General features: G+C 43.1%; 11 protein-coding genes. 5 read left to right on the top strand and 6 right to left on the bottom strand.

The genetic code is table 11. The annotated features are described in order from the left end of the window. Window positions 1-3 precede the first annotated feature (3 nt). The 6 genes from H5163_RS09710 to H5163_RS09685 form a co-directional block, all read right to left on the bottom strand. Window positions 4-1626 carry a sensor histidine kinase gene (locus H5163_RS09710; RefSeq protein WP_182717509.1) on the bottom strand — a complete coding sequence of 541 codons (1623 nt, stop codon included), beginning with the start codon at window positions 1624-1626 and terminating at the stop codon, window positions 4-6. Between the two features lie 12 nt (window positions 1627-1638). Continuing rightward, on the bottom strand, window positions 1639-3180 hold the full coding sequence (locus H5163_RS09705) for a tripartite tricarboxylate transporter permease (protein WP_145240095.1): 1542 nt from the start codon (window positions 3178-3180) through the stop codon (window positions 1639-1641). Between the two features lie 3 nt (window positions 3181-3183). Further along, window positions 3184-3651, bottom strand: a complete 468-nt coding sequence (locus tag H5163_RS09700; protein WP_145240097.1) for a tripartite tricarboxylate transporter TctB family protein — start codon at window positions 3649-3651, stop codon at window positions 3184-3186. An 11-nt stretch (window positions 3652-3662) separates the two neighbouring features. Next, window positions 3663-4646, bottom strand: a complete 984-nt coding sequence (locus H5163_RS09695; protein ID WP_145240099.1) for a tripartite tricarboxylate transporter substrate binding protein — start codon at window positions 4644-4646, stop codon at window positions 3663-3665. Between the two features lie 12 nt (window positions 4647-4658). Beyond that, window positions 4659-5900 (bottom strand): OprO/OprP family phosphate-selective porin, encoded by a 1242-nt coding sequence (locus tag H5163_RS09690; protein ID WP_145240101.1) that lies wholly within the window; start codon window positions 5898-5900, stop codon window positions 4659-4661. Between the two features lie 279 nt (window positions 5901-6179). Beyond that, complete coding sequence (locus H5163_RS09685) at window positions 6180-7826, bottom strand: methyl-accepting chemotaxis protein (protein WP_182717510.1); 1647 nt, start codon at window positions 7824-7826, stop codon at window positions 6180-6182. Between the two features lie 303 nt (window positions 7827-8129). On the opposite strand from H5163_RS09685, the gene H5163_RS09680 reads away from it, so the two are divergent. The 5 genes from H5163_RS09680 to H5163_RS09660 all read left to right on the top strand — a co-directional run bounded on the left by H5163_RS09680 (window position 8130) and on the right by H5163_RS09660 (window position 15350). Continuing rightward, entirely contained in the window at window positions 8130-9407 is a 1278-nt protein-coding gene (locus H5163_RS09680; protein ID WP_145240305.1) for an efflux RND transporter periplasmic adaptor subunit, read from the top strand. Further along, on the top strand, window positions 9404-10159 hold the full coding sequence (locus tag H5163_RS09675) for an ABC transporter ATP-binding protein (protein WP_182735021.1): 756 nt from the start codon (window positions 9404-9406) through the stop codon (window positions 10157-10159). Before H5163_RS09680 ends, H5163_RS09675 begins: the two co-directional genes overlap by 4 nt. Before the next feature lies 1 nt (window position 10160). Further along, complete coding sequence (locus tag H5163_RS09670) at window positions 10161-12614, top strand: ABC transporter permease (protein ID WP_182735020.1); 2454 nt, start codon at window positions 10161-10163, stop codon at window positions 12612-12614. 66 nt (window positions 12615-12680) lie between these two features. Beyond that, window positions 12681-14066: a sigma-54 dependent transcriptional regulator gene (locus H5163_RS09665; protein WP_182735019.1), complete on the top strand. Its 1386-nt coding sequence runs from the start codon at window positions 12681-12683 to the stop codon at window positions 14064-14066. Further along, window positions 14067-15350, top strand: coding sequence for a PAS domain-containing sensor histidine kinase (locus tag H5163_RS09660; RefSeq protein ID WP_182735018.1), 1284 nt, complete (start codon window positions 14067-14069; stop codon window positions 15348-15350). Window positions 15351-15411 lie beyond the last annotated feature (61 nt).

The following is a 15411-nucleotide window of genomic DNA, read 5'->3' as shown; positions in this document are numbered from 1 at the left end:
GGGTTATTTAGGAATATAGACGCTTAATCGCGCGCCTTTTAAATCTGACTCACCAATTTCTAAACTACCACCACACGAATCTAAATTAGTTTTCACTAAATATAAACCAATGCCATGCTCTGCCCCTGCTTTTGAACTGTATTGTGGGGTAAATATCACTTCATGGTCGTTACCCAAGCCAAAACCACTGTCTTCGACATCAAACAATAATGTCTTACTCGTTTCATCAACCGTGACTCGTACATGAGGTTCTCGATCTTTACTGGCTCTGATCGCCGCATCAATGGCGTTATCAATTAAGTTGCCCAAGATTGATACTACTCGTTCTAACATTTCAGTACGTGCGATGGCACCAAGTAAACTTTCTGGGTTTAATTCCAATACTACGTTTAACTCGCGGGCTTTATGGTATTTACCCACCAGCAAACCGGCTAACACAGGATCTTGAATACGTTCTAATAAATGGTGGATCTGTGCTTGTGAACCTTGGCTTTCTTGGCCGATCAATTCGATTGCTTGCTCATTTTTACCCATTTGAATAAGCGCCCCAATTAGATTTAGCTTATTCGAATAATCATGGGTTTGCACCCTTAATAACTCGGCAAATGCTTGTACTTTAGTAAGTTGCTGGCTCAAGTATTCAAGCTCATCAGCTGGGCGCAGAGTGAGTAAAATACCATCCGCCTGCCCTTGCACTTGCAATGAAAAACGCGACAACACCAAACGTTTATCCGCAGCAAACAACTCAAAGCCAACCATTTTACGACGCTGATTTCGTAATAAAAACTCAGCATGCTCTGGCAGTAAATCTTTCAGAGTTAATGACTGATTAATACAGGCAACTGGTTTATCTAAAATTTCGCAAGCACGCTGAGTCAGTTTGCGTACTCGTCCGTCGGGATCAAGTGCAACAACACCGCTACGCATGGTATTTAAAATAGCGTCCTGCTCTGAAAACAACCTCGCTATTTCATCTGGTTGCAAACCAAAGATGGCATTTCTTACTCGCTGACCAATAAAGATAGCGGCAATAATACTCAAAGCAACTAACAACAAACCCCAAATCATAATTTCAACAATCCGCTCACGGATCAACGGCTCAACCGATTGCACTAAAAAACCGACCGAGACCAAACCAATAATATTTTGTTGCTCATCGTATACCGGCACTTTACCGCGAATGGATTCACCTAAGCTGCCCTGCGCCACTGAAATATAACGCTCGCCGTGTAACGCGTCTTGGCTATCACCGCCAACCATTTTTTTACCGAGTTTATTGCTATCTGGATGGACGATTCGATGCGCATTTTTATCACCAATAACAATAAAATCTGCGCCAGTTAGCTGGCGCAGATTTTCTATTTCTTGGTTGATTGCCACCAAGTTACTAGGGTTCTTTAAAGCTTTAACGACATCATCGCTTGATGCAATACTCGTCGCCACAGCGAGTGCTTTGTCACCAATGTGATCATGCAAACTTTGTGCGGTAATTCGATACACCAAACCGCCAAATAACACCGCTTGTAATACACACAGCCCTGTAACCCAAATTATTAACCGCGTTTCTAAACGCTTAGGCTTTTTAACTATGTTTTGCAGCGGATTTTGCGTCTTGGTGTAGCTCATTTTTTACCTCAATTATGCATGCTCTTGCTTCACTTTAAGCGCCGCTTTATCTGCCCGGCGTTGGGTTATAAAGTCTTTTAATGGAAATAACAACACTAATATTGAGATAATAAAAATGCTCAATGTTAGTGGGCGTTCCCATAAGAAGCTTAATGAACCATCCGAGATCATCATTGAACGACGGAAGTTACGCTCAATCATGTCGCCTAAAATAAAGCCTAATAGTAATGGTGCCATTGGGAAAGCCAGTAATCGTAATACCAACGCCACCACAGCAAAGCCAACCATCATAAATAAATCAAAGGTATTAAAGGAAACTAAATACACGCCAATTAAGCTGAAGAACAAAATCATTATCGTTAATACTGATTTTGGCATCGCTAATACTTTTGCAAAATATGGTATCAAAGGAAGATTCAAAATCAGCAATACGATGTTACCAAAATACATGCTAACGATAACCGCCCAAAATACACTTGGGTTTTCTTGCATCAGCATTGGACCTGGCTGAATACCGTAAGCAATTAAGGCACCTAACATAATAGCAGTCGTACCCGAGCCTGGAATACCTAATGTAAGTAATGGTACAAATGAACCGGTACACGCAGCATTGTTCGCTGACTCCGGTGCTGCCAAGCCTCGTAATGAACCTTTACCAAACTTTTCTTTTAAGCCTTTAGGCGCTAAGTTACGTTCCGTCGCATACGCCATAAAGCTAGCGATAGTGGCACCTGCACCCGGCAATACGCCAACAATAAAACCAAGTATAGACGAGCGGCCAATAACTGGCGCAATGTCTTTGATCTCTTCTTTGGTCAATTTAGTTGAACCGATTTGCGGTGTGTCTGAATCATTAATACTTTTAGTTTCTTTTTTCTCTGGACGCACTACATTAATAAGCGCCTCAGCCAGTGCAAAAGTAGCCATTGCCACTAATAAAAAGCTAATGCCATCAAGTAAGTCAGCTTGGCCTAACGTAAAACGCTCAGTACCAGATGATGGATCAATCCCCACAGTCGCGAGCATTAAGCCAAATACTGTCATCATCATGGCTTTTAAAAATTGCCCTTTATTAGAAAACGCCGCGATCGCTGTTAAACCTAAAAACATCAGTACAACGTAATCTGGAGATTGAAAACTCAGCGATACTTTTGCCAACAAGGGGGCTGCAACCATCAATAAAATTGCGCCTATGGTTCCGCCGATAAAGGAGGAGTAAGCGGCTATCGCCAATGCTTTGCCAGCATGACCTTGTTTAGCCAGCGGATAGCCATCAAAGGAGGACGCAACTGTACCCGCCACCCCAGGGGCATTAATTAAAATAGATGATGTTGAACCGCCAAAAATTGCACCGTAATACACCCCCGCCATCAGAATCATCCCTGAATCGGCACCAATGCTATAAGTAATTGGGATCATTAACGCAATAGCAGTAATTGGCCCAAGCCCCGGAAGCATGCCGATAAAGGTACCAACAAAACAACCCACTATTACATACAATAAATTGTTCCAGTCGAGTACGGTCGACAAGCCCAGCATAATTCCATCAAACATAACTTAACTCCACAGGTTGCCAGGAACCAAATAAATACCGAGCACTTGGGTCATTAAAAACCAAAACACTACAGCAACAGGGATAGAGGCCAATAAGAGAATAGCCTTGCGGCGCTCACCCATAACAAAAAAGCCAACTAATAAAAACGCACTGGTTGAGATTAAAAAGCCAATAGGCTCAAGCGCTGCGCTATATATCACCATCAATATAAGCAACCCGATTGTTCGCAATACATGTGACTTTTCGAGCGCATTATCTTCATCAACGGCTGCAGTTGGTTTAAGTAAAGTAGCCCCGATAGAAAGCAGACAAACGATAATACCAAATGCCGCATATACTTTAGGTAAGGTGGCAGAAGTAACCGTTTCATACTCTTCAAATGGGAGTAACGGAATTTGCCATGCAACAATGGCGTAGAGGGTAAATAGCGCCAAGAATAAACTTGGCCCTAGTAGTTCGCGATTCAACATAAAAGCCTCGATTAACGTGACGTACGAATAAAGCCGAGTTCTTCCATAACAACTTTAAGCTGTGCTTCTTGCTGTTCAAGTGACTTTATAAATTGATCTTTTTCTTGGAATAGGTTTAACCAACCGTTACGTGCACGGACTACTTCCCACTCTGGAGTGGTTTGTAATTTACGTAACTTCTCGGTGTATTCTGCAAGTTTATCAGCCGGTAAATTAGGTGCCGCAAAGAAACCACGCCAATTAACAAACTCCATATCATAACCAAGTGATTTTAAGGTTGGAATTTGTGGATAATCTGGTAGTGCCTCACCAGAGGTCACAGCTAGAATGCGTGCTTGACCGCCATTAGCGACTTCTAACGCTTCGCTAAGTCCGGTAGAAAGTAAGTTAACCTCGCCAGATAACAACCCTGCTTTGGCTTTACCACCCGCGTCATAAGGGATATAACGCAAACGACGTCCGTCAAGGCCTGCCGCTTTAACTGCTTGCGCTGCAACTAAGTGATCCATGCTGCCACGTGCAGAGCCACCAGCTACTTTTACAGAGCCTGAATCTTCTTTCATTGCTGCGATCACATCCTGCCAGGTTTTAAATGGCGAATCGTTACGTACTACAAATGCACCGTAGTCGGCAATCATACTGGCAACGGGAGTTAAATCACGGTAGCTGTAAGGAATTTTACCGGTTAGTGCCCGCAACACGATAGGTGTTGAGTTAACCATTAAGATATCGCCTTTTTTAGTACCAGACTCAATCAGATAAGCGATTGCACGGCCACCGCCGCCGCCCGACATATTTTGAAAAGACGCATTATCTTCAATACCCGCTTTCACTAAACCTTCACCCACACCGCGTGCTGTGGTATCCCAGCCGCCACCAGGGCCGCCCGGTACTAAAAAGTGAATGTCAGCCATAGCAAACGGACTGCTTAGTACTAACGATGCCGCAAGTACCGTAGTTTTAAATGATTTAAATGATTTTTTAAGTAAGTTCATCTCAATTTACTCCTAAAATAAATACTGCATGCGCGCACTAAAGCCCATACCTGAGTCTTCATCACCCACTAACGCAGTTGCGCCTGGACCCTCTACATCGCTGTAGATCAAGTTGCCCATAAATTTGATATCGCTGCTGATATAATAGGATGTGCCTAGGGTATAAGTAGTTACTTCAGTACCTTGCGTGCTACTTGTTGCATCCATTTGTGATACTCGGGCGACAAGCTCCCACGCATCTTTAATGCCTTTAGGTTGTACAAATAATGCTGAACCGGCTTTGTACCTGCGTTGCTCACCACCTAAGAAGTAGCTCGCTGATACATGAAAACCATCATAACGCTCGCCATCAAGCGGGTCGGCGCCATTAACAGCATCGAGTGTGCGGCTTGCGTATTCAGCCTCTAGCGTTAATGCATCAGCTTGATACGCAAACTCAAGACCACTTTGCGACAAACTATCCAATGCCACGGCATTACCACCCACCGCATAATCAACAAGACGTACATTGGCTTCACGTATTTCGCCACGGGCAAAGCGCGCACCTAACTCGTTACCACCCATATCACGGTATGAATGCCACGCACCTAAATGAATCACATCGCCTGGGGCTGCGCTTGACCAAGTAACACGTCCCGTTGCAGCGAGTGTTAGTTGATCATCTTCGTCATGACCCGTCGCACCAAAGGCATCATTTTTATAAACACCAACGGCATAACGAAAACCACTGTCTTTAAAGTATTGAGACGCTGACGCTCCCCAACGGAAGAACGGCGAAAAAGTATTGGCTAGCGTACTGCGCTCTATAGTATTGGTATGCTTAGAGCTCGTTAAGCCATTTAAAGTGATGTCTTCACGGATTTTACCCGCTTTAATTTTTAGACCATTATCGAAATTATAACGAACTCGCGCCATCACGATTTCTGCTGTACCTTCGGCAAATTCAAGCAGTAACTTGTGATCCCAGTTACCATGCTCACTTTCAACATAAGTACGGATACGACGCGCAAAAAAATCACCGCCCGCATCACCGTCATTATTCGCGTTATATGCACCATCAAAATAGTTGTAATCAAGTTGCACTCGACCACCAAATTCCAAATTAAAGCCGCTAGACTTCTTCAGCGCAGCGACTTCTTTTTGTAGTTCATCTAGTTGCTGCTGTAATTTTTCAGTGTCATTGGCAGCGAATGCTGAGGTACTTGCTAGCGCTGCTGCAATGGCTAAAGCCAATTGTGTGTTACTTGCTTTCATTGGTTGTTCTCTCCACACCTGTTGATGATTTTGTTGTCGTTAGATGAGCGACTACACACTGCTATCTGTCTTCGAGCATAGTGTTAACGTCAGATTAACGAAATGTTTAGAATTTAAGCTGCATTGATCTGCTTAAAATGCATTTAGCGCATAAAAATCACGCACAATATGCACAAAACTACAGTTTCATAACTCGTTGATAGTAATTGATTATTTATTGAGGTTTAGCTAAAAGAGGCATATTAAGGGGTGATAAATAATTCCCCCCCTTGATAATACTTATACTTTAAAGTTGCTTACTAGGTTGTCTAACTGTTGACACTGCTGTGCCAATGCTTGGCATGCACGCTCAGCCTGATCCACTTTGTCTAGCATATTGCCACTTGATGTAGCGATACGTTGCACATTGATATTCACATCTTCACTCACTTGGCTTTGCTGCGTGGCAGCGGTGGCAATTTGCATGTTCATATCGTTAATAATGGTAACTGCGTCATTAATACGCTGCACCGATTGCGCGGCACCGCGAGAGTGCTCAATCGTTTGTTGACCGCTTTTGGTACTGGCTTGCATTGCACCAACCGCTTGATTGGTGCCTTGTTGGAGCTTTTCAATCATGGCGTTGATCTCTCCGGTACTATCTTGCGTGCGACTCGCTAATGAACGCACCTCGTCAGCAACGACAGCAAAGCCTCGCCCCTGCTCACCCGCGCGCGCGGCTTCAATGGCCGCATTTAACGCTAACAAGTTTGTTTGATCAGCAATACCACGGATAACATCAAGCACAGTGGCGATATTCATTACATCTTGCTCTAAGGTGTTTATTACGTCGCTCGATGCCGAAATGTCGGTCACCAGTTGATTAATTAACGAAATGGTTTCTTCAATTGTGGCTTTTGCTACATTGGCATCATTATTAGCAGTACTTGTGGCACTGGCCGCATCATTAGCGTTTTGGCTTACGTTATCACTGGTCGTGCTCATTTCATTTACCGCAGCTGCCACTTGCTCACTTTCTATTTGCTGATTACTGGCTTCACTTAATACACTTGCAGTAATAATGCGCAAACTTTCAGTTTCATTGCGCACCTGTTCAGCCGAGCCGACAACCGCCAATACTGTGTTATGAATTTTACTGATAAAGGTATTAAACGAACGCGCAAGCGCACCCATTTCATCGTTTGACTCACTGTTTAACCGTTGCGTGAGATCGCCTTGGCCACTAGCTATGTTTTCTAATGCTAACTGCATTTTCTTTAACGGCGCCAAAATAACGGTAGACAGCAGCCAAGTTGCAGCTATTGATAAAACAAAGCTCAATACAATACCAAACTGCAAAGCAAAGCTAGCAGACTCTTGGTTAGCGGTTACTTCAATTAAAGAATTTGTAAGTTTGGCATCTATTTCATCACGCATGCTAGTAACATTTTTGCGAATACGCGCTAACACTGCTTCCATATCTTGTTTATGCTCAGCTAAGTAACTAGCCGCAAGCTGGTGATCACTAAAAAGTGCTTGGTAGTAACGAGACCAAATAGCGACATCGGCTTTGATATTCGTAACCCGCTGTGCATTGATCGCATCAATGTAGCCAGACTTCACCAGCTTTAATGGGCTAGAAAGGCGCGCGTCGATACGGACTATATTATCTCGGTACTCTGCAAGCTGTACTATATAGTTTTGTTTGTCGCCTTGTCCTAGCACCATGCTCAAACCTGCCGTTTTCACCTGAAAGAGATCACGATAGCCGTCTTCAAGATCGTCCAGCACCGTTCGCACCTCTAAGCTTATAAAACTGTTAAGTCGAGCTTGCTCTTTAAACGTATACAACACGTAACCCGACAACACCGAAAAAATAACTAAGGCGACGACGACAGGAATAGCAAATTTAACTCGAAAGCTAAGGTTATTTATAAATTGGCTCATTTTTATCACTTATCAGTTTGCGGGCAATGGGAGGGTGTGTTTAAAAGAAAAATAGCGCTATGTACCTGAAAAAACAAATAAACTAAATGAACAAAAAGAATTAAAAAACCTAATAGCCACGACCATTCCAAGTATATTTATTAAGCCCTATAAGCCACACTCCCACTTTTAATTTTATTTTCCCAAAGCTGGGAAACTGCTTCTAACAATAAAAAAGCAAACCAAGCAATTTCAATCACTTATAGTTTGGCATGTTATTCGCTTTAGGCTATTCAATTGCCTTAACAACAAATTACCAATGCCATGGATATAGATAGCACCTTAAAACGCAGCACCAAACCGAGTCAGCGTAAAAAACTCATATTTGGCACCTTACTTATTAGCATAGCGCTTATTATTTGGCTGATTTACTCATGGCTAGCACCTACCACATTGGCGGCTAATCAACTGCAAATAGCCACCGTAACTCAAGCTGATTTTGTAATAAAAATACGTGGCTTTGGCCGTTTAAAATCAAAGTATCAGCGTTATTTAACCAATACCGATAGCGCCATGGTCGAAGCTATTCATGTATACCCCGGCACCCGCGTCAATAAAGACACCGTTATTTTAACCCTGGTAAATCCACTACAAGCGCAACGTTTATCAGTCGCACGGCTCGAATTGGCAAGACAAAAAGCCAGCGCTAACGAACAAATAATCAATCAAAAGAGTCAGCTATTAGAGCGCCAAGCAAGCCTGACTATTTTAAAAAGCGAGCTTGAAAGTGCCCAACTGCGTGCACAGGCCGAAAGTAAATTAATCGAGCAAGGCATTGTTTCAAGCCTTGATTACAAGCGCAGTTTATTAACCGTGAAGCAACTAGAGCAACGTGTTGATATTGAAAAGCAACGCTTAGTCCAATTAGCCGATATGCACCATCAGCGCAGTAAAATTCAACAAGAGCTATTAAGCCAATTTGAATTGAACTATCAAGTACAACAGCAAGCCTTTGATGACTTACAGGTCACCGCCGGCATTGACGGCATGCTGCAAGAGCTTAATGTAGAGCTTGGTCAAAACCTTACACCAGGTACACGCCTCGCCATAGTAGGCTCAGATACCGCTCTCAAGGCTGAGCTTAGTGTGCAACAAAGCGATGCAGAAAAAATAGCTTTAAATATGCCAGCAAGAGTAAACACGTTTAGCACGGGTAATAGTGGCGAAGTAATCGCAACTGTCACCCGTATTGACCCTATCGTCAGTGATGGCCGCGTGATGATTGAACTTGATTTAACAGGTTCGTTGCCAGCTAACGCACGCCCAGATTTAAGTATTGAAGGGTATGTAATAAGCCACGTCATACCCAATGCACTCACCGTTAACTTACCCACCAAAGTGCAAGCCGATACTGACGCTACGCTTTTTAAACTTAACCCGACTACCCATTTAGCACACCCCACGCAAATTGAATTTGGTACACTCAGTGATAACAAAATTCAACTGCTGAGCGGCGCTAAAGTGGGTGAACAGCTGATCATTTCAGATCTCTCTAAATGGCAGCATTTGGCAACTATAAAAATAGAACAGGAAAGTTTATGAACACCAATACACTTATCTCATTAAAAAATATCGCCAAGGTTTATCGCAGCCAAAATGTTGAAACCTACGCCCTCAAAAATATCGACCTTGAAATAAATCAAAGCGATTATATTTGCATTAGTGGCCCATCAGGTTGTGGTAAATCAACGCTGTTATCTTTACTTGGCTTGCTAGACAGCCCTACCGAGGGGCAATATTTTATTAAAAACGTCGATACCAACACCCTCGACATGGACCAACAGGCAGAGCTGCGTAATTTACATATTGGCTTTATTTTTCAGTCATTTAATTTAATAGATGAACTTTCGGTGTTTGATAACGTAGCATTGCCGCTGACCTATCGTGAGCCTGCTATGAGCCAAGCTGATATTCAGAGCGCAGTAAAGCATGCTCTTGATGAGGTTGAAATGGGGCACCGCGCCCAACATAAACCTAATCAGCTCTCTGGTGGGCAACAACAACGTATTGCTATTGCCCGCGCCCTTGCCGGTAAACCCAGTATTTTATTGGTTGATGAGCCAACCGGTAACCTTGACTCTAAAAATGGTGATGCAGTGATGGACTTGCTCGACGCACTGAATCAAAAAGGCACTACCATTTGTATGGTAACCCATGATTTACGTTACGCAGGACGCGCAAAAACTCAGCTAAAACTACTCGATGGCGAAATTATCTCGTATTCGCAAGCACGCCAAGATACGCACACTGAAAATACCAGCGCTGTATCCGCTGATACTGCCGAGGTGATTTAACATGAGCCGTTTAACTAAAACACGTAGTCAACTGCGCTTGGCGTGGGCATCACTGATGAACGCACCGGGGTTTGTTACCGCCGTTGTAGCCACCTTGGCGCTCACTCTCGCGACCTTATTTGTAGTGCTAAGCCTAGTAAATAGTTACTTTTTAAAACCCCTTGATGTATTTGACGAAACCCGCATGGTGGTGGTTGAGCAAAGCCTAACCTATGACGACTACGATGCGGTTGGCTTTCAAAGTTATCAATCGATGGTGCACTGGCTTAAAAACAATCAAAGCTTTGAGCAAGCTTTTATGATGAATGCCGCTGAAAATGTTTTTTTATACTTAGACGGCCAACCAAAAAAGGATGTGCTGTATGTCGGTGGTGAATATTTTGAGCTCCTACATACTCCTTTTTTACTCGGACATGGCTTTAAAAAGGGCGGAACTTTAGAAGAAGCTGATAATAGCGCGGTCATTTCAGAGAAGTTCTGGAAAGAACATTTTAATAGTGACCCTGATGTAATTGGTAAGCCCTTAAAAACAGCCAGTGAGATTGAAGGTGATGGGCATATAATAACGGGGGTTGTAGCGGCTAATTTCAGCCCACCTTACATGATTAAAGCGGGCTCTGTTGATGTGTGGTATCCAACCAGTTCTGACCGTCGATTTTTCCATAATGATGACTGGCAAAGCCCGTGGACCAACACGTTTAGAAACTTAAAACTGATTGCAGTATTAAAGCCTGGCGTCACTAACGAGCAAGTAAAAACCGACTTAAAAGCCCAAATTGATAACATTAAATCTGAGTGGCTCAATAATGGCGGCATTACTGATGTAAAGCCCGTTGTAACACCGTATCGTGAAGTTGAGCTTGGCAATAACGATCAACTTAGTTTAATGATGCTTGCAGGCGCGGTGGGGCTATTGGTCATCGCTGTACTAAACGTCAGCACCTTGTTTTTTTCACGCGCATTAGCACAGCATAAAACCTTAGCGCTGCAAGCTGTACTGGGCGCAAAACGTAAAACTTTATTTAGCAGCATTTTACTGCAATCACTCATTTTAATGAGTATATCGGTCAGCATTGCACTGTTTTTATCTATTTGGGGCATTCGATTATTCAAAGTACTTGCAGAAGGACGCTTGCCACTGGTGAACAGCTTGGCTGTTGACCTTAATTTGGTGCTGATAGCGGTAGTTATGTGTATTGCTTTAGCGTACATATTCTCAGTGATCACTGCACGTTTAGTTAACTACAAAACCTTAAATAGCCAAATGCAAAACAGTGGCAAAGGCGGCGTGTCGCAAGTATCTGGTCGTACTGTGCGTATACTAATTGGCACACAAATGTTTGTGGCAGCCTTATTAGTTAGCTTTTCAATTATGATTGTTAGCAAAGCACTCGACACCATTAATCGCCCACTGGGTAGCGACACTGAAAACCTGTACTTTGCACAGTTATTTCAAACCAATAACAATGCAACACTGGCTGAGCGCTACGAGCAAATTAAGCAGTATCAAAAAGTATTACAAAATAGCGAAGGCATTAAAGGTGTTGCTCTTGGGCAAAGCCCAGTGTCAGCAAGGCAAAATGCCAATACCCTAACCGATGTTGCAGGTAAAAGCTCAATCTTCTTTCCAAGCCAGTGGGTCGGGCCTGATTACTTTGATTTAGTGGGCACAAAAATACTCGCTGGGCGTACTTTTAGTGAGCAAGCTATGCGCGGTGAAACTAACGAGTTATTGGTATCTATCAGTGTCGCTAAATGGCTATTACCCGACCAGGAGTACACAAATGTTATCGGTAAAAGCTACAAAGGCCTTGAAGATAAAATGTTTGAAATTGTCGGTATAACGGAGGACTTTAACCACCCTAAATACTACGACGAATCATTTGGTCGGCACATGTGGTGGCCCGCACAGCCTTGGAGCTATATGTTTGTTATTGAAACAGAGCAAGGTGTTGAGCTGACCAGCAAGCAAGTTTTAAGTTTATTAAGAAAAGCCAATAGTCACTTAACTTTATGGCAATTTAGAGACTTACAACAAGAGTACGATGATTTATTGTATATGAGCCACCTAACAGTAGCACTGTGTAGTACCTTGGCATTATTTACTCTATTATTAGCAGCAATAGGTATCTTTGGCGTGCTGAGCTATAACCTAGGTCTGCGCCGTTATGAGTTTGGTATTCGCATGGCGCTCGGCGCTAAAAAGATACGCTTATTTAAATTAATGAGCAAAGAAGCGGTGATCCCTGTGCTGGTTGGCTTTGCCCTTGCAATAATAACCGTGTTAGCTGGTTATTTTATACTTCAAGAACAGCTAATGTCATGGCTAATCATGGATGTCCGGCTGCAATTAATGGCATGGACAATTACCTTAATTATTGCCATGTTCGCGTGTTTTAGGCCATTATTACTGTTAATTAAAGCAAAACCCATGGCTGCGCTTCGTAACGACTAAGCAATATGATGTGATAACCAAGCAAAAGTAAAGCAATTTGCTTTTGCTTGAAACAAGAAGAACAAAATGGACACAATTTTAGTTATCGACGACCAAGCCGATGTACGCATGGCGGCCATCGTGGCATTAAATCAAATTGGCTATCAGTGCATTGAAGCACAAGGCCCAGAGCAGGCGCTGGAAATAATCAGCAGCACAGCTATAAGCCTTATTTTGCTTGATATGAACTTTAAACTCGACACCACATCCGGCGCTGAAGGACTGCGATTTTTACAACAACTGCATACCCTGAGCGCTAATATCCCGGTGGTAGTCATGACCGCATGGGCAAGCGTTGATGTTGCTGTAAAAGCCATGCAGTTGGGTGCGGTCGATTTTGTTGAAAAGCCATGGAACAACCTGCGCTTAACTGCGGTGGTACAACAGCAGCTGAAACAACAAAAAACCAACCACGACAATGCTTGTTTAAAAGCATTGCATAGCACCAGCGATGCTAATTACATTGCCCTGTCAGCCACTATGCAACAGTTATTAGCCCGAGCTAAACGCGCAGCCCAAACCAATGCCAGCATTTTAATTACTGGCGAAAATGGCACTGGCAAGAGCCTCTTAGCACATTACATACATCAACATTCAAACCGCAGTGAGCAACGCTTCGTTAGCGTAAACATTGGTGCTATTGCCCCATCATTATTTGAAAGTGAATTATTTGGTCATAAAAAAGGCGCTTTTACTGATGCCAAAGAAGACCGCTTAGGCCGCTTTGAAATAGCCAATAGCGGTACCTTATTTTTAGATGAAATAGCCACTTTGCCGCTGGAGTTGCAAAGTAAAATGCTGCGCGTACTCGAAAGCCAAGAATTTGAAGTGCTCGGCTCCAGTCAAACCAAAATTGCCGACGTTCGTATTATTGCTGCAACCAATGCAGAGCTTGCCAAAGCGATTGAAGAGGGCGAATTTCGCCGCGATTTGCTGTTTCGACTCAACACCATTGAACTACACATTCCGCCCCTGCGCGAACGCCCGGAAGATATCGTTGAGCTGGCTAATCACTTGTTGGCAACACACAGTAAAAAATATCAGCGCAGCGGCATGACACTGACTGGCGAAGCGACGCTGGCGCTTACCCAGTACCATTGGCCTGGTAATGTAAGAGAGCTTAGCCATTGTGTTGAGCGAGCCGTGATTATGAGCGACAACGACAATATTGGCGCCTGTGATTTAATTCTTGCACAACCCAGTAGTGAAGCAAGCATCAGCCATAGCGCAGCAGCCAATCAATCATTACCGCTATTACCGCTGGAGGAGCTAGAAAAACAAATGATCCAAAAAGCACTGGCTGAATTTAATGGCAATGTTATTGCTGCTGGGGAATTTTTAGGATTAAGTAAATCAGCTATTTACAGGCGCATCGATAAGCATCAGCTTGATTTAAAAGAAGCAGACAGTTAAATGCCAACCAACCAGTCACTTGAACAGCACCTTAAACGCTACCTTTATTTGATGGTTTTTATCCTGCTGACGTTATGTATTTTGCTTACGATCAGCTGGGATTTAGATTGGTTTGCCAGTATCAGTATATTATTGCCGTTGATCACCCTAACGGTACTTGCGGCGCTAAAAAGTTATCGGCTAGTTACTGATGTACTCGATCGGTTTGGCTTACAACTTGATGCCCTTGCGAATAACGAAAGCAATAGCTGGCACTTAGCCAAATACCAAGGTGGGCGCATTACAAGCTTAAAAGCCGACTTTAATAAACTCAGTAACAAAATTGCTAAAAATAAACGTCATTACATACAAACCGAAGAGTTTGTATTTGAGTTTGTTGGCATGCTTGATTTACCCATTGTTATTTTAGACCCGCACGGATTAGTCTATTTCACTAATCAAGCATTCTTAAATAGTTTAACCACTCCTAACGTTGCAGGTTTAACAGCAAATAATCTCGGCCTCATATATAACCAAGGCATGTGGCAACAACATGATGATTCATGTTTTGAGCAGCGTTTTCATATCTCATCACAAACATTTTGGCGTGCAGGGCGAAGCTACGAATTACTGACATTATTTTCGATTGAGCAACAACTACGTAGCAACGAGCAACAAGTATGGCAGCGATTAATACGCGTACTTAATCATGAAGTTAGAAACTCCCTCACACCGATTTACTCAATGAGTCAGTCTCTTCAGATCATGAAGCAGCAAGGACAGATCAGTAATGCACCTGATTTAGCCAGCGACATGCTACAAGTGATTGAAAAACGCGCCCAGCATTTGCTCGACTTTGTAGCCAGTTACAGTGCCTTTTCACAGCTGCCTGCCGCTAATAAGCAAGCCGTAACCACAAAACAAATCAATCTGAGATTACATGCCTTATTTCCACAGTTAGTTATTCAAGCAACTGAACCTCAGCACTTCAATGTAGATTTAGGCCAGTTAGAACAAGCACTGATCAACCTAATTAAAAATGCCTTTGAAGCCGGAGGTTGTAGCGCACCTACTCTTAGCTGGCAACAACATAAAGATAAAGTTGTTATTAAGCTGCTCGATAGCGGCACTGGTATTACAAATCCTGAAAACCTATTTGTGCCTTTTTATTCAACAAAAGCGCAAGGCGCGGGGATCGGTTTAGTGATCAGCCGCGAACTCATTCGTAATCAAGGTGGTCAGTTACAATTATTAGCCAATCCTGAAGGTCAAGGTACTCGTGTATTAGTTACCTTACCAAGATAATGCCCTGTATTTTATTGGCTTATAAGCCATAGCTTGGTAATCTAACAACAATAGGGACACT

Source organism: Pseudoalteromonas sp. SG44-8 (assembly GCF_014164125.1).
Classification (GTDB): domain Bacteria; phylum Pseudomonadota; class Gammaproteobacteria; order Enterobacterales; family Alteromonadaceae; genus Pseudoalteromonas; species Pseudoalteromonas rhizosphaerae.
This window is presented reverse-complemented; position numbering and strand designations above follow the sequence as displayed.